General features: G+C 56.9%; 21 protein-coding genes and 2 tRNA genes. 18 read left to right on the top strand and 5 right to left on the bottom strand.

Annotated features, from left to right (window positions below; translation table 11 throughout):
- Window positions 1-57 precede the first annotated feature (57 nt).
- From ACRTGH_RS02025 to ACRTGH_RS02005, 5 genes are all read left to right on the top strand, one after another.
- Complete coding sequence (locus ACRTGH_RS02025; protein WP_368847129.1) at window positions 58-975, top strand: Rpn family recombination-promoting nuclease/putative transposase; 918 nt, start codon at window positions 58-60, stop codon at window positions 973-975.
- Between the two features lie 125 nt (window positions 976-1,100).
- A tRNA-Tyr gene (locus ACRTGH_RS02020) sits at window positions 1,101-1,186 on the top strand.
- Window positions 1,187-1,188: 2 nt separating this feature from the next.
- Window positions 1,189-1,265: transfer RNA gene (locus ACRTGH_RS02015), tRNA-Met, on the top strand.
- 87 nt (window positions 1,266-1,352) lie between these two features.
- On the top strand, window positions 1,353-1,760 hold the full coding sequence (locus tag ACRTGH_RS02010) for a nucleotidyltransferase family protein (RefSeq protein WP_368847130.1): 408 nt from the start codon (window positions 1,353-1,355) through the stop codon (window positions 1,758-1,760).
- Window positions 1,757-2,098: a HepT-like ribonuclease domain-containing protein gene (locus tag ACRTGH_RS02005; protein ID WP_368847131.1), complete on the top strand. Its 342-nt coding sequence runs from the start codon at window positions 1,757-1,759 to the stop codon at window positions 2,096-2,098. The genes ACRTGH_RS02010 and ACRTGH_RS02005 overlap by 4 nt, the downstream gene beginning before the upstream one ends.
- A gap of 87 nt (window positions 2,099-2,185) precedes the next feature.
- Here ACRTGH_RS02005 and ACRTGH_RS02000 read toward each other — a convergent pair whose 3' ends face one another.
- The 5 genes from ACRTGH_RS02000 to ACRTGH_RS01980 all read right to left on the bottom strand — a co-directional run bounded on the left by ACRTGH_RS02000 (window position 2,186) and on the right by ACRTGH_RS01980 (window position 7,445).
- The gene (locus ACRTGH_RS02000; RefSeq protein ID WP_368847132.1) at window positions 2,186-3,205 is read right to left on the bottom strand and encodes a hypothetical protein; all 1,020 of its coding nucleotides are present in this window, start codon (window positions 3,203-3,205) and stop codon (window positions 2,186-2,188) included.
- Between the two features lie 32 nt (window positions 3,206-3,237).
- A complete protein-coding gene (locus ACRTGH_RS01995) occupies window positions 3,238-3,801 on the bottom strand; it encodes a LemA family protein (RefSeq protein WP_368847133.1) in 564 nt (187 codons plus the stop codon).
- A gap of 476 nt (window positions 3,802-4,277) precedes the next feature.
- Window positions 4,278-5,114, bottom strand: coding sequence for a TPM domain-containing protein (locus ACRTGH_RS01990; protein WP_438474549.1), 837 nt, complete (start codon window positions 5,112-5,114; stop codon window positions 4,278-4,280).
- Between the two features lie 22 nt (window positions 5,115-5,136).
- The gene (locus ACRTGH_RS01985; protein WP_368847146.1) at window positions 5,137-6,462 is read right to left on the bottom strand and encodes a TPM domain-containing protein; all 1,326 of its coding nucleotides are present in this window, start codon (window positions 6,460-6,462) and stop codon (window positions 5,137-5,139) included.
- A gap of 434 nt (window positions 6,463-6,896) precedes the next feature.
- Entirely contained in the window at window positions 6,897-7,445 is a 549-nt protein-coding gene (locus ACRTGH_RS01980) for an NADH peroxidase (protein ID WP_368847147.1), read from the bottom strand.
- Window positions 7,446-7,782: 337 nt separating this feature from the next.
- On the opposite strand from ACRTGH_RS01980, the gene tsaE reads away from it, so the two are divergent.
- The 13 genes from tsaE (at window position 7,783) to ACRTGH_RS01915 (ending at window position 17,905) form a co-directional block, all read left to right on the top strand.
- On the top strand, window positions 7,783-8,283 hold the full coding sequence (gene tsaE / locus ACRTGH_RS01975) for a tRNA (adenosine(37)-N6)-threonylcarbamoyltransferase complex ATPase subunit type 1 TsaE (RefSeq protein WP_368847148.1): 501 nt from the start codon (window positions 7,783-7,785) through the stop codon (window positions 8,281-8,283).
- Window positions 8,264-8,992 carry a tRNA (adenosine(37)-N6)-threonylcarbamoyltransferase complex dimerization subunit type 1 TsaB gene (gene tsaB / locus ACRTGH_RS01970; RefSeq protein WP_368847149.1) on the top strand — a complete coding sequence of 243 codons (729 nt, stop codon included), beginning with the start codon at window positions 8,264-8,266 and terminating at the stop codon, window positions 8,990-8,992. Before tsaE ends, tsaB begins: the two co-directional genes overlap by 20 nt.
- Window positions 8,986-9,483, top strand: coding sequence for a ribosomal protein S18-alanine N-acetyltransferase (rimI, locus tag ACRTGH_RS01965; protein WP_368847150.1), 498 nt, complete (start codon window positions 8,986-8,988; stop codon window positions 9,481-9,483). Before tsaB ends, rimI begins: the two co-directional genes overlap by 7 nt.
- On the top strand, window positions 9,476-10,507 hold the full coding sequence (gene tsaD, locus ACRTGH_RS01960; RefSeq protein WP_368847151.1) for a tRNA (adenosine(37)-N6)-threonylcarbamoyltransferase complex transferase subunit TsaD: 1,032 nt from the start codon (window positions 9,476-9,478) through the stop codon (window positions 10,505-10,507). The genes rimI and tsaD overlap by 8 nt, the downstream gene beginning before the upstream one ends.
- Complete coding sequence (locus ACRTGH_RS01955) at window positions 10,504-11,985, top strand: sensor histidine kinase (protein WP_368847152.1); 1,482 nt, start codon at window positions 10,504-10,506, stop codon at window positions 11,983-11,985. Before tsaD ends, ACRTGH_RS01955 begins: the two co-directional genes overlap by 4 nt.
- Window positions 11,985-12,584, top strand: a complete 600-nt coding sequence (locus ACRTGH_RS01950) for an ANTAR domain-containing response regulator (RefSeq protein ID WP_368847153.1) — start codon at window positions 11,985-11,987, stop codon at window positions 12,582-12,584. Before ACRTGH_RS01955 ends, ACRTGH_RS01950 begins: the two co-directional genes overlap by 1 nt.
- 161 nt (window positions 12,585-12,745) lie before the next feature.
- Window positions 12,746-13,033 carry a zinc-ribbon domain containing protein gene (locus ACRTGH_RS01945; RefSeq protein WP_368847154.1) on the top strand — a complete coding sequence of 96 codons (288 nt, stop codon included), beginning with the start codon at window positions 12,746-12,748 and terminating at the stop codon, window positions 13,031-13,033.
- 161 nt (window positions 13,034-13,194) lie between these two features.
- Entirely contained in the window at window positions 13,195-13,761 is a 567-nt protein-coding gene (locus tag ACRTGH_RS01940) for a flavodoxin family protein (protein WP_368847155.1), read from the top strand.
- A gap of 128 nt (window positions 13,762-13,889) precedes the next feature.
- Window positions 13,890-15,005, top strand: coding sequence for a 2-aminoethylphosphonate aminotransferase (locus tag ACRTGH_RS01935; RefSeq protein WP_368847156.1), 1,116 nt, complete (start codon window positions 13,890-13,892; stop codon window positions 15,003-15,005).
- A gap of 29 nt (window positions 15,006-15,034) precedes the next feature.
- Entirely contained in the window at window positions 15,035-15,751 is a 717-nt protein-coding gene (locus tag ACRTGH_RS01930; protein WP_368847157.1) for a class I SAM-dependent methyltransferase, read from the top strand.
- A gap of 26 nt (window positions 15,752-15,777) precedes the next feature.
- Window positions 15,778-16,902, top strand: coding sequence for a phosphonopyruvate decarboxylase (gene aepY, locus ACRTGH_RS01925; protein ID WP_368847158.1), 1,125 nt, complete (start codon window positions 15,778-15,780; stop codon window positions 16,900-16,902).
- Between the two features lie 151 nt (window positions 16,903-17,053).
- Window positions 17,054-17,263 carry a 50S ribosomal protein L9 gene (locus ACRTGH_RS01920; RefSeq protein ID WP_037367891.1) on the top strand — a complete coding sequence of 70 codons (210 nt, stop codon included), beginning with the start codon at window positions 17,054-17,056 and terminating at the stop codon, window positions 17,261-17,263.
- Between the two features lie 114 nt (window positions 17,264-17,377).
- The gene (locus ACRTGH_RS01915) at window positions 17,378-17,905 is read left to right on the top strand and encodes an HMA2 domain-containing protein (protein ID WP_368847159.1); all 528 of its coding nucleotides are present in this window, start codon (window positions 17,378-17,380) and stop codon (window positions 17,903-17,905) included.
- The last annotated feature ends 6 nt before the right edge of the window (window positions 17,906-17,911 follow it).

Raw genomic sequence — 17,911 nt, 5'->3', positions numbered from 1 at the left:
CCATTCTTGTCGCCTCTGTGAGCGTATAGTATAATATAAGCGAGAGGTGGCGGCTGTATGAGGACGACGAAGTACAATTATAAAGACTCGCTTTTTCGCGATATTTTCAACAACGCAGAACGCTTGCCGGAAATTTATGAGGCTCTCCTCGATAGTAAGGCAGCGCCCGACGATATAACGCTTGCTACGATTGATGAAACGCTTTTCACGGGCGTGAAGAACGATGTCAGCTTCATCGTCAAAAATCAGCATGTGCTCCTCACCGAGCACCAAAGTACCATCAACCAGAATATGCCTTTGCGGCTCTTTATGTACCTCGCTGAAATCTATCGCCGCTATGTAGATGAAGAAGCTGTCTATAAGAAGAATCTGATCTCTCTGCCTGCACCGAAATTTTATGTATTCTATAACGGCATCGAGGAAATGCCCGATGCCTGGACGCTGCGCCTATCCGACGCCTTTGGCGCACATCAAGGCGCGATGGAGCTTGTCGTCGAAGTTCTCAACATCAACTATATGGACGATAAGCCGAATCGCCCGATTTTGGAAAAATGCCATGCGCTTAAAAGTTACAGCGTCTTTGTCGCCAAGGTGCGAGAGTGCGTCAAGAACGGCAGCACCCTCGAAGCGGCTGTAGGCGATGCCGTGCGTTATTGCGTGGTTCATGACTATCTAGAGGAATACTTTCGTCAAAAGCATAAAGAGGAGGTCTTCGATATGCTGAATTTTGCTTGGGATCAGGAACGTGCCTTAGAGGTCCGTGCCAAAGAAGCAAGGGAGGACGGCCGTCAAGAGGGCCTGTCACAAGGTTTGTCGCAGGGTTTGTCGCAAGGCATACTCGAAACGACGCTCACTTCCATCCGCAATGTGATGAAAAGCATGAACTTCTCTGTGGAGAAGGCGATGGAAGTGCTGCAGATTCCAGCCGAGGAGCGTGCGAAGTATGCGGCATTGGTCAGCGGCGGTCAACGTTAGCCAATCGCGCTTCACCTTCGGTTCGCGTTCTTGGAACGTTTTCGCATTCGGCGCAGTGAAGCAAAAGGCTTGACAGTGCAGGAAAAAGCCGCTATAATAACAATGCTTCGAGATGAGGCATTCATGGGTAGGTGCCCGAGTGGTTAAAGGGAACAGACTGTAAATCTGTCATCTTCGGATTACGATGGTTCGAATCCATCCCTGCCCACCATTGGCGGCATAGCTCAGTTGGCTAGAGCATGCGGTTCATACCCGCAGTGTCCGGAGTTCGAATCTCTGTGCCGCCACCATGAAATGCAAAGCCCCCGCGCCGAAAGGCGCGGGGGCTTTTGTGCGTGCACTCTGATGTGATATAATAAAAAATGGGAGGGATCGCGATGCAGAAGCCTGTATTTGCCATGAAACCACAAGAAGTCAAGTCAAAGGCGCAGACGGATGGGCCAGACTTCCGTAAGGATGGCGCACAATATCCACGAAGTGGACGTTCATGCGTACGGCTTGCTATGGAGCAGATCGTTGCGACGGTAAAACCGCTTGCTGATAAATATCGCGTGAAAGAGATTTACTTATTTGGCTCGTATGCGAGAGGAGAAGCGGACGAAAACAGTGATTTGGATTTTCTCGTTTTCGGCGGAGAAATGTTTAAGCGAACGATGATTTTCGCTTTGGCGGAAGATTTGCGAGAGGCGCTGAAGAAAAAGGTGGATGTTTTTGAAATAGGGGAAGTCAACCCGGACAGCGAATTCTATAAGAGGATTATGAAAGAAAAGGTTCTTGTGGCATGAAGTATTCAGACCGGCAAAGGGTTCAGAAGATTTATGATTATGCCGTTCGTCTGCAGGAATATATCTTGGAAAATCATATTGAAAAAGAAGCATTGCTGATGCAGCTGCCGTTGCAGTGGCTTGTTGCAACGCCGTTATACAATATGGGTGAGCATAGTTATAATTTGTCTGCAGAGTACAAAATGGAGCATGATGAAATTCCATGGGCGATGATTGCTGGCTTGCGACACCGTCTTGTGCATGAGTATGATGGAACGAATTGGAATATCATTGCAGAAGTCGTTTTTGAAGAGTTGCCGCTCCTGATAACGCAGTTAAGAGGATTGCTGCTCAGATAACGCTGCTGCAAGGTTGTCGCCAATTGCACAAAAGCCCCCGCGCCGAAAGGCGCGGGGGCTTTTGTGCAGGAAAGCTTTTTGCTGAGTTCATCCCTCCACGGCATCATGGTGAAGCCAGAGAAACCATGATTGGTTGAGCGTTGCGCGGGGATCTTCGAGGAGTTGGCCGCAGCTCATCATGTGCAGCTGGCCGGATGTGTCATATGTTCGATGGAAGTCACGATAAAAATTCGTCCGCTCGAAATCCTCGGGGCGCATCTCTCTGTGAGCGGGGTCGCCGTCGAAAATACTGGCGGAGGTTGGAACTTCCTCGACTCGATCCCAGTCAAAGACGTTGTAGTGGCCGCTTTTTTCAGCGAGATTTTTAACTTTTACTTTGCCGTTGACGATAGCAATCTGCTGATAGGAGTCGATATAGGAAAAGTAACCGTAGACGGATTCGATGTGCGTCCGTGTGCAGATGTTGTACCAGCGTGTGCCGTCTTTTCGGACTGCATGGAGCACGTCCAAATTCTTGAGATCGGGACAGCCATAGCCGTTTTCCTCCTCAGGAAGCCGCTGGAGGCGCCCGTCCGCATCGATTTCGTAGACAGCCATGCCGACTGCCGTGGGAATGTAGTGGAAGGGGCGAGGGATGGCGCCCTTATCCCCCGTCGGCACGGCAGCGTGGCGGAAGAGCAGCTCAAGCCGCCCGTTGCCGTCGAGGTCGGTGACGGCAAAGCGCGTTTGTTCAGGGGTCATATTCAGCAGATAGGGCTGCGGTAGTTGTCCCTTGTCCCGGAGGGCGACGAATTCGTCCTTCCAGAGATTTTGAGCATCGGCAATCGCTTGGATCTGTGCCTCCTCAGAAGCGGGCATCGCAGAGACAACAGCTGATGCGAGTGCAAAAGCGGCAAGCGCCGCTGACGCGATTTTCATGGCAAGCTTTGAGGACATATGTTCAGCCGCCACGCGAAGCGGCATGAGTTGCTTCGCGCCCGTTTTCTGCGCCATCTTCATCAAGGAGGCGCGCTGTACATATGTCCTCACGCCCTTACAGAAGCCTAGCCAATCGGCCTGCGCCTTCGGCTTGACCTCTTGGGACTTCATGGCAGGCTTTTGCAGCATCATCTTCATCCTTTCATTTAAATGGACGCCGATTAGAACTTCACTTCAGGGACGGTATCTGCGCCTTCTTTCGCTTGGAATTGGGGCTTCTTCGTCATCCCCATGAAGCCGGCGAAGAATACGCCTGGGAAGGTTGAGATGCTCATGTTGTACTGGCGCACTGCCTCGTTGTAGTCGCGGCGTGCGACGGCGATGCGATTTTCCGAGCCGGAAAGCTCGCGCATGAGTTCGAGGTACTGCGTGTTTGCCTTGAGGTCGGGATAGGCCTCGGCGATGGCGAAGAGGCGGCCGAGCGCGCCTGTGAGTTCGGCGTTCGCCGCATCCATCTGCTCGACGCCCTGCGCGCCTGCGAGTTTGGCGCGTGCATTGACAACCTCCTCAATGACGGTCTTTTCATGTACGTCATATCCCTTGACCGTGTTCACGAGGTTCGGGATGAGGTCGCTGCGCCGCTGCATTTGGTTCTCGACCTGTCCGTACGATGCGTCGACGCTGATCTCCGCCTCTTTCAGTCCGTTGTAGAGGGAGATGGCTCCGCCGAGGATGAAGATAATGACGACGATGATGGCGCCGAGCGCGATCAGTCCTTTGTTCATGTTGAAAACTCCTTTCTGTTTCTGCCGATCGAATGATTGAGCAAATATAGAATGGTTTAGCGTGAAGCCCCAAGAGGTCAAGCCGAAGGTGCAGACCGATTGGGTAGGCTTCTGTAAGGGCGGCGCACAATGTCCACGAAGTGGACGTTTGTGCGTGTAGTTTACCATGAAGCCCCAAGAGGTCAAGCCGAAGGCGCAGACTGATTGGGTAGGCTTCTGTAAGGGCGGCGCACAATGTCCACAAAGTGGACGTTTGTGCGTGTAGTTTACCATGAAGCCCCAAGAGGTCAAGCCGAAGGCGCAGACTGATTGGGTAGGCTTCTGTAAGGGCGGCGCACAATGTCCACAAAGTGGACGTTTGTGCGTGTAGTTTACCATGAAGCCCCAAGAGGTCAAGCCGAAGGTGCAGACCGATTGGGTAGGCTTCTGTAAGGGCGGCGCACAATGTCCACAAAGTGGACGTTTGTGCGTGTAGTTTACCAGCCGCCCGATGCGCCGCCGCCGCCGGAAGAGCCGCCGCCGTAGCCGCCGCGGGAGGAACCGCCGCCGCTGCTTCTGCTGCTGCTGTTTCTTCTGTCGTTGGAAAAATCTCTGTTTCTGCGCGAGGAGCCGCCGCTGTCAGGGCCGAGCGCTTGGTTGAGGATGCCGAGAAGCCAGTTCAGGATGACGCCGAGCAGGATCATGCCGACGATGGCGAGGAAGAAGATGAGGACATTCATCAGGATGCTCGGCTCCTCTTCTTCATTCGTGGACGCTTCTTCAAGCGTCTCGCTCACATCAGCGCCCGGTGCGACTCCTGCGGCGCGGTAGGTGTAGGCGGCGAGTTTTTGATAGGCATTGAGCACGCCTTCGGAGTACTTTTCATCGCGGAAGTACGGCTTCATCTTGTCGAGGATTTCGCCTGACCTGCCGTCTGTGATTTCGCCTTCAAGTCCGTAGCCGACTTCGATGCGGAACTTGCGGTCGTCCTTGGCGATGAGCAGGAGGACGCCGTTGCTTTGCTTCGCGTCGCCGATGCCCCAGCTGCGGAAGAGTTTGTTCGCATACGATTCGATGTCTGCATCGCCCAAGGTGGCGACGGTCACGACGACGATTTCCGCCTTCGTCTTTTCGCGCAGTTCTTCGCCGATCTTCTCGATCTGTGCGCGATCCTCTGCTGAGACGATGCCTGCTGTGTCGACAACATATTCCCTCTGCGCAGGCTTGGGCAGCAGCTCGCTTGCGGCATCCGCAGCCGGACTGCCGCAAGCGAAGATTGCCGCGATCGCAAGGAGAAGCGCAAAGAGCGCACGCAGTTGTTTGGCGTAGTTCATTTTTTTACATCCTCTCTGCATTCTACCAGCCGCCCGATGCGCCGCCGCCGCCGGAAGAGCCGCCGCCGTAGCCGCCGCCTCCGCTGCCGGAAGCGCCGCCGGGACCTCCTCCGTAGCGATCGTCATCGTCGTCATCATAGCGTCCGCCGGCGGGCGCTATGTTTTTCAAGTAATCATGTCCCGGCAGGTTGATTTTGCCGAGGGTAAGGAGACTTACGAGAGCCGCAAACGCATACCAAGGAAGCAAGACTATGCCGAGTCCGCAATAGAAGACTCTGATGAGCAGTCCGATGAGCAGAATCGCGACGAGGCCTCCGAGTATATAGACGTAGAAGGGCTCGCTGCCGCCCTCTTCAATTGATTTCGGAACCGTGGCTCCGTTTGCTTTGCACAGATCTTCTCCGAGCAGAGCATAACCCTTGACGATTGCCTCGGAAAGATCCTCTTTGCCATAGGGGAAAGAGGAAGTTATGCGATTGATGACGTACTGCCCTCCGTCGCCTTTCTCCGCGTCCGATACGGCGGGACCGAAGACGAAGAGGACGTCTCTTTCCTCCTTGGCGATAAAGAGCAGGATGCTTTTTCCTCCGGCCGCATCCTTGAGCTGCCAATCAGCAAAAAGCTGCTCGGCATATTGCTTCGCCTGCACCTTTTTGAGCGTCGGTACAGTAACGATGATGGCCTGCACTCCCGTCACATCGCTGAGATCGCCGCCCATCCGCTCAATCTGTGCTGTATCCTCGGATGTAAGGAGTTCCGCCAGGTCGACCACATAGCCTAGGTTGGCGGGCCTTGCCGGTATGCCGAGCGCGGCTCCGAGGCTCTGCAGACCCACGCCGTATTCCTCGCAGGCCCTTTGTGCGAGATTTATATACGCACCGAGAATAGCGGGGGAGTAGTTTTCCTTTCGAAACTCGTCCTTCATCGCGTCGAGCACGCTGCCCGCATAGCCGTCCGTGATCTTTCCCTCAAGGCCGTAGCCGACCTCGATGCGGAACTGGCGGTCCTCCTTGGCGATGAGCAGAAGGACGCCATTGTTTTGCTTCGCGTCGCCGATGCCCCAGCTGCGGAAGAGTTCGTTTGCGTACGATTCGATGTCCGTGCCGTCCAAGGTGTCAACGGTCACGACGACGAGCTCCGCTTTCGTTTTTTCGCGCAGCTCCGTGCCGATTTGCCGGATCCGTTCGGCATCTCCCGGACGGACCATGCCCGCCGCATCGACGACGTATTCGCGCTGCGCAGGTCTAGGCGGCACAGCGGCGTCGGCGGATGGGCCGATAAGTGCGAGGAGGCTGACGATGATGAATAGGAGGGCGCACAGCTGTTGGCGCGCGCGGGGTGTGTTCATTCGCTTCACATCCTTTTGTGGCGGCTGCTTCCCAGGAGGAAGCAGTATGGCAAAGAAGTCAAGAAACAATGGCCAATGGAAATAAATAACTCGCATGTATTTTATCATAAAGCAAAAAAGCCAGTAAATCAGACAGAGTTCTTAATGTTAGATCACTGTCTGGGATAGATTGACGGATCTTGCATTATGACATAAGAACTGCACATTCTTTCAAAAATCTCTGCTACTGATTCGGTGCATAATAAAAGAGACCCTTGGGGAAAGGGCCTCTTTTGGGGGAAGTTTGTCAGGGAAGCTTTCCCTGACGTGTTGGGAGAAGGGGATGGGGAATCCTCCGCTCCCGTTAGAAATTAGTGGTTATGGGGTTTGAGAAGGTTATATGGGGAAGTTTTCTCGGGACGGTTCAAGATCCCCGCCCCGAGGGAAAGAATCGATTACTTGCTGCCGAAGTAGCGGTCGAAGAGACCCTTGAAGCCGCGGCCATGACGCGCCTCGTCCTTGCACATCTCGTGCACGGTGTCGTGGATGGCGTCGAGGTTCAGCTGCTTCGCGAGCGTAGCGAGCTCCTTCTTGCCTGCACATGCGCCGTGCTCGGCGTCAACGCGCATCTTGAGGTTCTCCTTCGTGCTGGTCGTCAGGACTTCACCGAGAAGCTCCGCGAACTTCGCTGCATGCTCGGCTTCCTCGAAAGCGTAGCGCTTGAAAGCCTCGGCGATTTCCGGATAGCCTTCGCGGTCTGCCTGGCGGCTCATCGCGAGATACATGCCGACCTCCGAGCACTCGCCCGTGAAGTTCATGCGCAGACCCTCGATGACCCTTTCATCCGCGCCTTTGGCGACGCCGACATGGTGCTCGTCGGCATACTGCATATCGCCCGTCTGCTCGATGAACTTCGAGGCAGGTGCATGACAGATCGGACACTCTGCCGGAGCCTGGTCGCCCTCGTGAACATAACCGCAAACCGTGCAAACAAACTTTTTCATGATACATTCCTCCTGTATGGTGATGATGGATTATTCTCTGTCAGGCAAGCTTGCAGTGGAGATGTTTTCGCCTCTTGGCGTTTCTCGCTTGTCGCTTGCTATGGCTTTATTATAGGCGGGTCGTCCCAAAATGAAAACAGGCAAAAATGAGGAAATTCAGAGGTTATCATCGATTATATCAATATATCTCATTTTCTCTCCGCTTTACATACTTTTTTAAAATAAATACTAATGGATAATTATTATTGAAATTGGAAATCAATAACTGTGCCCGTGCAAAAAGAATGGGGGTTGTGGTATGATAGGCTGAGGAGAAAATCCGACGGAGGTGTATCGTATGTTTACAGTAGAATCCTCCTCGCCCGGGGAGACATCGCGCTTGGCGGAACGTATGGCGGCGGCCTGCCGGCCGGGCACGGTGCTGGCCCTTGTGGGCGACCTCGGAGCGGGCAAGACGCTTTTTGTGCAGGGCCTGGCAAGAGGGCTTGGCTTTCGGGGCGAGGTCACGAGCCCGACGTTCAATTTGATGAATTATTATGAAGGAAAATTGCCCATCACGCATTTTGACCTCTATCGCCTTGGACGCGCGGAGGAGCTTTATGACATCGGATTTTATGAGTATGCCGAGGATGACCGCGGGGTCGTTCTCATCGAGTGGCCGGACAGGTTTCCGGAGGAAATGCCGGAGGATTATGTGCGTCTGGCGATCGAGCGGGCGGATGCCGCGGGAGAGGATCTGCGGGAAGAGCAGAGGCGCCTCCTGCGCTTTTCTCTTGTGGGTGAAGGTCTGCGGGATGTTTATGAGGAGATGAAGAACGTTGTCGATTCTGGCGATTGATACGGCAAGCTCCGTTTCGAGCGTTGCCGTGGCGCGTGAGGGCTGCCTGGAGGCGGAGGTTACGGTCGAGGCGGGGCATACGCATTCGGAGACGCTGCTCTCGCATATCGAGGGGGCGATTTCCTTTGCAGGTGTCGCAAAGGAGGCATTGGAGGGCATTGCCGTGAGCATTGGCCCGGGCTCCTTCACGGGGCTGCGCATCGGATTGGCGACGGCGAAGGCGATGGCTTACGGGTTGGGCATTCCGCTCGTGGGCGTTCCGACGCTTCAGGCGCTGGCGCTCTCTTTTCCTGTGCCGGGAGCCTATACGCTCGCACTGATGGATGCGCAGAAAGGCAATGCCTATGCGGCTCTTTATGAATGGAAGGAAGGGGCGCTTGAGGAAGTCGAGGCGGTTCATGTCGCACCGCTCAAGGAGGCGGTCGCGAAAGCGGCGTCGAGGGGGCGGCCCGTCCTTTTGGCAGGCGAGCTTGCAGCGAAGAAGCGCGCGCGGCTCGGCGATCTGCCGCCGCATGTCCTGCTGGCGCCGGCGCATCTGCTGACGGCTCGCGCGTCGCATGTCGCATGGCTCGGTCTGGCGCGGCTTGCGGCAGGCGAGGCCGATGAGCTGATGACGCTCGAGCCGTTTTACATTCGCCGTTCGGAAGCGGAAGTGCTCTGGGAAAAACGCCATGGCATGGAGGAAGGAAAGGCGGGTGCGCCATGCTGACATTTCGCCGCATGGTGCCTTCGGATGCTGCCGCCGTGGAAGAGGTGGAGCGTGCGTGCTTCTCCATGCCGTGGTCGCGCGAGTCCTTCTGGGAAGAGGCGTCGCAGGAAGCGGCGTACTATTTGCTGGCGCTCGATGACGGAGAGGTCATCGGCTACGTCGGCGTTTGGCTCCTTGGCGGGGAGGGGCACATCACGAACGTTGCCGTCGCGCCCGAGAGGCGTCGGCGCGGCATCGCCCGGGCGCTTCTCCTTGGGCTCATGAAGATTTCTCACGGACGCGGCGTGCGAAGCATGACGCTTGAGGTGCGGCCGTCGAACGAGGCGGCGCTTGCGCTCTACAAGAAGTTTGGCTTTCGGAGCGTCGGCAGGCGGCCGCATTACTATACGGACAACGACGAGGATGCGGAAATTCTTTGGAACACGGACATCGAAGCGACGCTTGCTGCGCTCGGCGGGACGGACGGAAAAGGAGATGAGGCGCATGGATAAGGAGATCTTGACGCTTGCTGTCGAGACGAGCTGCGACGAGACGTCGGCTGCCGTTCTGCGCGGCGGGCGCGAGGTTTTGTCGAACATCATAGCGACGCAGATTCCTGTGCATCAAAAATACGGCGGCGTCGTGCCCGAGATCGCCTCGCGCTGCCATATCGTGCAGATCCTGCCCGTCATCGAGGAAGCCCTGCAGACGGCGGGGGTGACAAAAGCGGAGATTGGGCAGGTCGCCGTCACCTATGGGCCGGGGCTTGTCGGCGCTCTTCTCGTCGGCGTCGCGGCGGCGAAGGGGCTGGCTTTTTCCCTGGGCGTGCCGCTCATCGGCGTGAACCATTTGGAAGGGCATATTTTTGCAAATTTTTTAAGCTCGCCCAAGCTTGAGCCGCCTTTTATGGCGCTCGTCGCTTCGGGCGGCCATACGGCGCTCGTCCATGTCAAAGGATACAATCATTTCAAGCTGATGGGGCAGACGCGCGATGACGCGGCAGGCGAGGCCTTCGACAAGGTGGCGCGCGTGCTCGGCCTGCCGTATCCGGGCGGCCCCGAGATCGACCGCCTGGCGGCGCAGGGAAATCCGGAAGCGATTGATTTCCCGCGGGCGCTGGAGGAAAAAGGCAATTACGAATTCAGTTTCAGCGGGCTGAAATCTGCAGTCTTGAATTACTTGAATTCGATGAAGCTCAAGAAGATCGAGATCGATAAAGCGGATGTTGCGGCCTCCTTCCAAAGCGCCGTCGTGGAAACGCTCGTGCAGAAATCGCTTGCGGCCATGCAGGAAACAGGTCTCAAGACGCTTGTTCTGGCAGGCGGCGTCGCAGCGAACAGCTCGCTCGAGGGACGGCTGCGCGAGGCGGCGCAGAAAAATGGCATTGAATTCCACTATCCGGGACTGCGTCTCTGCACGGACAATGCGGCGATGATCGGCTGCCGCGCCTACTATCAGGCGAAAGCCGGCGGCTATGCCGATCGTTCCCTGAACGCTGTGCCGGGGCTTTCCCTCGTGGATGTGGCAGGGGCATGAAGGATGCGTATACCGCTGCAAAACTCGCAGCCACGGCGAGGGAGCATTCGCCTTTGACGGCGATGCAGGCGGAGCTCCTGCGCCGCGTTGGCCGTGCACTCCCCTTCTGCGCCGACATTCTCGGTGCGCAGCTGACGCTCTACTTGCCCGCGCTGGAGAAGGGGCGCTTCTTCATCGCCGCGAGCCTCCTGCCGCAGACCGCCGCTTTTCCGAATGCGGCGGAGTTTCCTCGCGCGGGGACATCCGTCGCGTGCGCCGAAGAGCCTCTCGTGCGTGCGGCTCTGCAAAAGGGCGGCCTGCAAAGGGGCAGGCGCGAAATCGGCTTCGGCGAGAGCCTTGAAATGTTCGCCTTCGCCGTCACGGACGGTGCGGCCGCCGTCGCTGCGGTCGCGCTCGTGATCGACAGCGAAGGGCGGACGGAAACGGCGCTCGTCCATCTCATCGAAACGGCACAGGATGTCGTACGGCAGGCGAAGAAAGCACAGACCGAGGGCTTTTTTCCGCCGCTCGCGCCCGGCACGGCGATTCTCATCGCCGACCGCTTCAATCGCATCGTCTTTGCCAATGCGGCGGCGCTTCATCTCTATCGCGTGCTCGGCGTCGGCAGCCTCGTCGGCGTGCAGCTCTTCGACCGCCGTCTCTGCGCCCAGATCACGCGCGAAAGCGTGCGCGCAGGCGAGCCGCAGGAGAAGGAGCTCGAGGCGGGCGGGCGCACGCTCCTCGTGCGCGATGTGACGCTCACAGAGGGGGGCGCGCAGCTGCGGCGCATCCGCCTCCTGCAGGATGTGACGGAGCTGCGCGAGAAGGAGCGCGAGCTTCGCGTGCAGTCGGCCGTCATCCAGGAAATCCACCATCGTGTGAAGAACAATCTTCAGACCATCGCGAGCCTCCTGCGCATGCAGGCGAGAAGGAGCGCATCGGACGAAGTGCGCGCCGCCCTGCAGGAGAGCGTAGGGCGGATCCTCGCGATGGCAGGGGCGCACGAGTTTCTCTCGAAAAGTGCGGTACAGGAAGTCGACGTGCATGCGACGGCGAAAAGAGTGCTCGCCTTCCTTGCCGCAAATATGCTGCCGGCAGGCTTTTCCCTGAACCGGGAGATTCAGGGAGCCGGGCTGATCCTTCCCGCCTCGCGTGCCGCGAACCTCGCGCTCGTGATGAACGAGATTTTTTCAAACTCCCTGACGCATGGTTTTGCCGGGCGGGAGCGCGGCCGCATCGGCCTTCGGACGAGCGCGGCGGAGCGGTGTGCGCGGCTTGTCTTTTTTGATGACGGCTGCGGCCTGCCCACAGATTTTTCCCTTGAAAAAAGCCGCACGCTGGGGCTGGCCATCGTCAGGACCATCGTCGAGGGTGAGCTTGGCGGCATCGTGCGCATCAGGGGAGGGCAGGCCGAGGGTGCGGCGGACGATGCCGCAATGGCGGGTCTGCCGCCGCAGGGCACGCAGATTGCTCTGGACATCCCATGGGAGGGTGCATGATGAGAAAAGAGAAGCTGAGCTTCGTCATTGCCGATGATGAGCCGCTGATCCGCATGGACTTGCGCGAGATGCTTGAGGAGGCGGGGCACGAGGTCGCGGGGGAAGCGTCCGACGGACGCGAAGCCATCGCCCTTGCGCGCCGCCTGCATCCCGCCTGCGTGCTGCTCGACGTGAAGATGCCGGAGATCGATGGTATTGCGGCGGCGCGCATCATCACGCGCGAGAAGCTCGCGCCCGTCATCCTGCTGACCGCCTTTTCCGACGACCGCACAGTGGAGCGTGCGAACGCGGCGGGGGTCAGCGCCTACCTCGTGAAACCCGTCGAGGAAGAGCAGCTCTTTCCGGCCATCGAGATTGCCTGCGCCCGCACCAGGGAGCGCAGGCAGATGGAGGCGGAGCTTGCAGAGCTCAAAACCGCCCTGGAGAACCGCAAACTTCTTGACCGCGCCAAGGGCGTGCTCATGGACCGCTGCCGGCTCAAGGAGGCGGAAGCCTTTCGCCGCATACAGCGCCGCAGCATGGAGGAGCGGCTGCCGCTGGAAGAAGTGGCTCGAGCCATCTTGCGCGGCGAAGAAAAACGAGAGAATGATTATGAATAACGGCAAAATAATAGCTTCTAGGAAATGGAAGAATAATTTCAGTTGCACTTTTGCCGACAAGCTGATAGAATAGGATGGCAAGCGCAGGTTTCAGAAATCGTCGGCGCAGGCAGCCTCATAGGTGAGGCTCAACTATAATACCCAGAAGGAGATATTTATTCATGGAGTTTGAAGACAGGACATTGGTTTGCAAGGATTGCGGCAAGGAGTTCACGTTCACCGCAGGAGAGCAGGAGTTTTACAAGGAAAAGGGGTTCGAGAATGATCCGGTTCGCTGCCGTGACTGCCGCGGCAAGAGACGCCGCAGCCATGACGGCGACAGCGGCGACCGCCCGATGTTCAAAGTGATTTGCGCCGAGTGCGGCAAGGAGACGGAAGTTCCGTTTGAGCCGAAGGATGATCGTCCGGTATACTGCCGCGACTGCTTTAGCGCCAGAAGGGGCCGCTGAAAAAACTTTGCGCGATGTTCCCTCTGCCGGCTGAAGGCTCTTTCCCCCTGCGGGGAAGTGTGAAAGGCGAGGGATTTGTGTAGCATTTGTTACAGCCTCCTCCCGTTTTTTGTGGTATAGTCCTTTGCGACTGGGCAAAAAACAGGAGGGGGTCTTTTTTTATGGAAAAATGGTGCGTGATCTATTCGTCCGTGACAGGAAACACGAAAATGGTGGCGGAAGCCATGGCGGAGGAAGCCGGAGCGGATATCTTTGCCTTGAAGGATGCGCCGGCAGATCTTTCGGGCTATGAGGTCGTAGCGCTCGGCTACTGGCTGCGCCTCGGTGCGCCGGACGCGCAGATGCTTGCCTTTTTGCCGAAGGTCACGGGCAAGGCGGTTCTGTTTTTTGAGACGCACGGTACGGAACCGGGCAGCGAGCACGCCGTCACGGCCTTCGCCCGCGCGGGATATGCGCTCGGTGAAGGCTGCCGCATTGTCGGCACCTTTGGCTGCCAGGGCAAGATCAACCCGGCGCTCATCGAAAAACGCATGAAGGAAACGGGCGTCGCCGACGACGATCCCCATGCGGGAAAGAAAGCGCAGGAGCGCTGGAAGCGGGCTGCGCAGCATCCCAATGAAGAGGATCTCGAAAACGCGCGCGCCTTCATCCGTGACATGAAGAAAAAGCAGGAAATGCGAAAAGCCTATCTCGCCGCGAAAGCCACCGGCAAGGGGCGACCGCATTGAGAGGGGAAGCGGACTGTGCGTGCCCCGGCCGGGAACCGTTTGAAAAAGACTGCCATGTCGGCGGTCTTTTTCTTTTTTTTTCCTTATGATATACTGAACAGAGTATTTTTTTATGGAGGGATTGGACGATGAAGAGAAATATTCTCTTGAATCCGGGGCCGGCGACGACGACGGATTCTGTAAAGATGGCGCAGGTTGTGCCGGATATCTGCCCGCGCGAGGAAGAATTCGGCGACGTCATGCGTGAGGTCGCGCAGGGACTCTTGCAGATTGTCCATGCCGATGAGAAGGAGTTTTCGTGCGTGCTCTTCTGCGGTTCAGGCACGCTCAATATGGACGTGTGCCTGAACTCGCTCCTGCCCGAGGATAAAAAGGTGCTTGTCGTCAATAATGGTGCATACTCGACACGCGCCGTCGATATTTGCTGTGCATACGGACTCCCTGCGATTGATCTTCAGGCATGGGTTGACGATGTCCCCGATCTTAAGAGGATTGAACGCGAACTCGCGGACGATCCCGACATTGCGCTCGTCTATGCGACGCACCATGAGACGGGCACGGGCGTCCTGAATCCCATCCGCGAAATCGGCGCGCTTGCCCATGCGCACGGCGCGATTTTCGTTGTCGACACGACGTCGACGTACGCGATGTTGCCCTTTTCTATGGAAGAGGAGAACATTGACTTCTGCATGGCGTCGGCACAGAAAGGACTGCAGGCGATGACGGGGCTTTCGTTCGTCATTGGCCGCACCTCGCTCATCGAGGCGTCGATGCGCAATCCCGTACGCTCCTACTACTGCAATCTTTATCAGCAGTACATCGACTTCAAAAAGACGGGGCAGATGCGGTTCACGCCGCCCGTGCAGACGATCTATGCGGCAAAGCAGGCCCTCGCCGAATACTTTGCCGAGGGCGAGGCGGCGAAGGCGGCGCGTCATGCGCGGGTGGCGCAGGCGATTCATCGCGGGCTTGCGGCTCTGGGGTTGAAGGAAGCGATTCGTCGGGAGATTCAATCGGGGCTTGTCGTTTCCGTGCTGTATCCGGAAGATGAACATTGGGACTTTGACCGCGTGCACGATTATTGCTATGCGCGGGGCTTCACGATCTACCCGGGCAAGATGCAGGCGAAGGGGACGTTCCGTCTCTGTGCGCTCGGTGCAATCGACGAGACGGATATCGAGGCGTTTTTTCGCGTGCTGGGAGAGGCTCTGCAGGCGACGGGCATAGTGCTGTCGGGAAAATAGAAGAAGCGGCTGAGAAAGATTGGAAAGATATGAATTCTTGGAAAAAAATTTGGAACAAGAGGGGTTCGCGGCTCGCGGGCATCGACCGCGCGGACAAGCGGTCAATGCTCTTGGAACTCAAACGCATCAACGGCTTTGATGTGACGGGGGGCGGCATACCGTATGCGTCGCTTTTGAAGCAATACGAGGAAACGAAGGCGGCGCTTCGACTGCCTGCAGGCGGCAGTGTCTTCGAGGTCGGCTGCGGTGCAGGTGCAAATCTCTGGCTGTTTCGCCTGGATGGCTTTTCTGTCGGCGGCATCGACTATTCGGAAAAGATGGTTTCTATTTTGCATGACATATTCACCGAAGGAGAATTGCGGGAGAGTGCTTGTGTCGAGGCAAAGGATATGCCGCTGGAAGAAAAATACGACGGCGTATTTGCAAACAGTGTCTTTTCGTATTTTTCCGATGAGGCCTATGCGGAGATCGTTCTGGAAAGGATGCTTGAAAAGACACGCGGCAGCATCGTCTTGCTCGACGTGCATGATGCAGAAAAGAAGGAAGCATTTTTGCGGTATCGCAGAGAGATCGAGCCGGATTATGATGAGCACTACGAAGGGTTGGGCAAAATCTTTTTCGAGAAAGCCTTTTTCGAGCGTTTCGCGGCAAAGCATGGGTTGGATATCTTTTTCCACACCTTTGATCTGGAGGGCTACTGGAATGCACCGTTTGTCTACCATGTTTTTTTCTATCGCCGCAAGTGAAGGCGGCCGGAAACGGAGGGCTTTTGATGGATGCGGAAGTTTTTCTGCGCAAGACGGGAGCGGATTTCTTTGTCGGCGTGCCCGATTCACAGCTTCGCGCCTTGTGCGACTGCTTGATGGAGCGTTATGGCATAGATGGCCGGCATCATGTCATAGCAGCGAATGAGGGAACGGCGGCGGGAGCAGCAGCTGGCTATCATCTTGCGACAGGACGCGTGCCGCTCGTCTACTTGCAGAACAGCGGCGAGGGCAATATCGTCAATGCGCTCGCTTCGCTCCTGCATGAAAAGGCGTATGGCATTCCGCTGATCTTCGTCATCGGCTGGCGCGGCGAGCCGGGAGTGAAGGACGAACCGCAGCACGCCCGGCAGGGCGAGGTGACGCTCCCACTGCTCGATCTCATGCAGGTCGAGCATTTTGTGCTTTCGAAAGAGACGACGAGCGAAGAAATGGAAGCGGCGATGGCGCGTTTTCGCCCCGTGCTGCAGGCGGGGCGCTCGGTCGCCTTTGTCGTAAGGAAGGGCGCACTTCTCCACGATACGAAGATTGCATACAAGAACGGCTATGAGCTGCGCCGCGAGGATGCGATTCGTACGCTTCTCGAAACGTCGGAGGAGAGTGATGCTTTCATCTCGACGACGGGCAAGGTGAGCCGCGAACTTTTTGAGCTTCGGGAAGAGCGGGGCGAGGGACACGAACGCGATTTCCTGACCATTGGCTCGATGGGGCATAGTTCTTCCATTGCGCTTGGCATTGCCTGTCAGCAAAGCAAGCGGCGCATTTGGTGCCTGGACGGGGATGGCGCCTTTCTCATGCACATGGGGGCGGCTGCTGTTGTCGCCTCGCTGGGGGCAGAAAATTTCATGCATATCTTGCTGAACAACGAGGCTCATGAAAGTGTCGGCGGTATGCCGACAGCGGCCGGAGGGATTGATTTTCCGGCATTGGCGTCTGCTCTTGGCTATGGGAGTGCGGTGTGCGTCACCGATCGGGAAGGCTTGGCTGCGGCTCTTGCCGTTCCTCGGGGAGGGACGAAACCGCACTTTATCGAAGTGCGCTGCGCCATTGGTTCTCGTGCCGATCTTGGCCGGCCGACCACGTCGCCGCAGGACAATAAGCAGGCATTTATGCGCTTCTTGTCCTTTAATTGAGAAAGGTTCGCTGCCTGAATAATCTTGACAAAAAATAGGATAATCGCGTATGATAATAAAAGAAGTTGAGATTGAGGAAGGATTGATGATTCAATAACTTTTCTCAACAATATCTTCATGAAAATTTAGGAGGATGAATATCATGGGTACGATTTTCTCTAAGAGCGATTTCTGGATTGGTCTTGCTGTCGGTGCTGTCGCGGGCGTTTTTGGCTACCGCTTCATGCAGGAGCGCGAGCAGCAGATGATGGCGATCCAGCAGGGTGCTCCTGCGGCGCAGGTGCCGCTTGCTGAGCTTCAGCGCCAGAAGGAAGAGCTTGAGGATCTCATCGCTGCGCAGGAAGCCGGCGCGAACCAGTAAGGGAAACATAAGAGGGGCTGCGACAGGCAAATGCTCGTATCGTCATGGCATATTGCGTGCGCAGCCCTTTTGCTGTTTTGATGTTGATAATGAATTGCATGAAGGGAGGACGCTATGGCGAAGATTTCCTTGGGCCTGCCGCTGGCGGTGGCTGCCGCAGGCACGGTCGTGACGCTCTTTGTTCCGGCAAAGCGCCTGCATATCGTCTGCGGCACGGCGTGGGCGGCGCTCTCGCTTGTCCACGCTTGGCAGTATCGCAAGAAGCTCGCGAAAGATCTTGCGGCGGCGCCGCTCGGCAGTTGTCTCAAGCAAGGTGTAATAAAGAAGGTCGGAGAGGGGCTTCAGAAGCTGCCGCTGCCGCCGACGAAGCTCGGCGCGCTCATCGGCTCGATGCGCCCCGCCGCTTATATGCCGGGCAGGATGCGCCTTTACAGCCGCTCACTCGTCGAAAACGAGGAGCTGAAAGAGCAGATCGAGACGTATTTCGCCGCTTGTCCTGAGGTGGATAAGGTGGCGTGCAGTACGTTCACCGGCTCCGTGCTCATCACTTACGAGCCGGAACTTTTTGCTGAGAACGAAGAGCTTTCACAGATTGAAACGTATGTGAAGCATCATGTGCAGATGGCACAGGGGAGGAGTTAAATCTTT

It is taken from the genome of Selenomonas oralis (assembly GCF_051603425.1).
Lineage (GTDB): Bacteria > Bacillota > Negativicutes > Selenomonadales > Selenomonadaceae > Selenomonas > Selenomonas sputigena_A.
The sequence above is the reverse complement of the archived record's forward strand: the minus strand, read 5'-3'. Positions and strand labels throughout refer to the sequence as shown.

Excerpts from the sequence above, each read along its gene's own strand:
- ACRTGH_RS02025 (WP_368847129.1), top strand. The coding sequence starts at position 58 with ATGAGGACGACGAAGTACAATTATAAAGACTCGCTTTTTCGCGATATT.
- ACRTGH_RS02010 (WP_368847130.1), top strand. The coding sequence starts at position 1,353 with ATGCAGAAGCCTGTATTTGCCATGAAACCACAAGAAGTCAAGTCAAAG.
- ACRTGH_RS02005 (WP_368847131.1), top strand. The coding sequence starts at position 1,757 with ATGAAGTATTCAGACCGGCAAAGGGTTCAGAAGATTTATGATTATGCC.
- ACRTGH_RS02000 (WP_368847132.1), bottom strand. The coding sequence starts at position 3,205 with ATGCTGCAAAAGCCTGCCATGAAGTCCCAAGAGGTCAAGCCGAAGGCG.
- ACRTGH_RS01995 (WP_368847133.1), bottom strand. The coding sequence starts at position 3,801 with ATGAACAAAGGACTGATCGCGCTCGGCGCCATCATCGTCGTCATTATC.
- ACRTGH_RS01990 (WP_438474549.1), bottom strand. The coding sequence starts at position 5,114 with ATGAACTACGCCAAACAACTGCGTGCGCTCTTTGCGCTTCTCCTTGCG.
- ACRTGH_RS01985 (WP_368847146.1), bottom strand. The coding sequence starts at position 6,462 with ATGAACACACCCCGCGCGCGCCAACAGCTGTGCGCCCTCCTATTCATC.
- ACRTGH_RS01980 (WP_368847147.1), bottom strand. The coding sequence starts at position 7,445 with ATGAAAAAGTTTGTTTGCACGGTTTGCGGTTATGTTCACGAGGGCGAC.
- tsaE (WP_368847148.1), top strand. The coding sequence starts at position 7,783 with ATGTTTACAGTAGAATCCTCCTCGCCCGGGGAGACATCGCGCTTGGCG.
- rimI (WP_368847150.1), top strand. The coding sequence starts at position 8,986 with ATGCTGACATTTCGCCGCATGGTGCCTTCGGATGCTGCCGCCGTGGAA.
- tsaD (WP_368847151.1), top strand. The coding sequence starts at position 9,476 with ATGGATAAGGAGATCTTGACGCTTGCTGTCGAGACGAGCTGCGACGAG.
- ACRTGH_RS01955 (WP_368847152.1), top strand. The coding sequence starts at position 10,504 with ATGAAGGATGCGTATACCGCTGCAAAACTCGCAGCCACGGCGAGGGAG.
- ACRTGH_RS01950 (WP_368847153.1), top strand. The coding sequence starts at position 11,985 with ATGAGAAAAGAGAAGCTGAGCTTCGTCATTGCCGATGATGAGCCGCTG.
- ACRTGH_RS01945 (WP_368847154.1), top strand. The coding sequence starts at position 12,746 with ATGGAGTTTGAAGACAGGACATTGGTTTGCAAGGATTGCGGCAAGGAG.
- ACRTGH_RS01940 (WP_368847155.1), top strand. The coding sequence starts at position 13,195 with ATGGAAAAATGGTGCGTGATCTATTCGTCCGTGACAGGAAACACGAAA.
- ACRTGH_RS01935 (WP_368847156.1), top strand. The coding sequence starts at position 13,890 with ATGAAGAGAAATATTCTCTTGAATCCGGGGCCGGCGACGACGACGGAT.
- ACRTGH_RS01930 (WP_368847157.1), top strand. The coding sequence starts at position 15,035 with ATGAATTCTTGGAAAAAAATTTGGAACAAGAGGGGTTCGCGGCTCGCG.
- aepY (WP_368847158.1), top strand. The coding sequence starts at position 15,778 with ATGGATGCGGAAGTTTTTCTGCGCAAGACGGGAGCGGATTTCTTTGTC.
- ACRTGH_RS01915 (WP_368847159.1), top strand. The coding sequence starts at position 17,378 with ATGGCGAAGATTTCCTTGGGCCTGCCGCTGGCGGTGGCTGCCGCAGGC.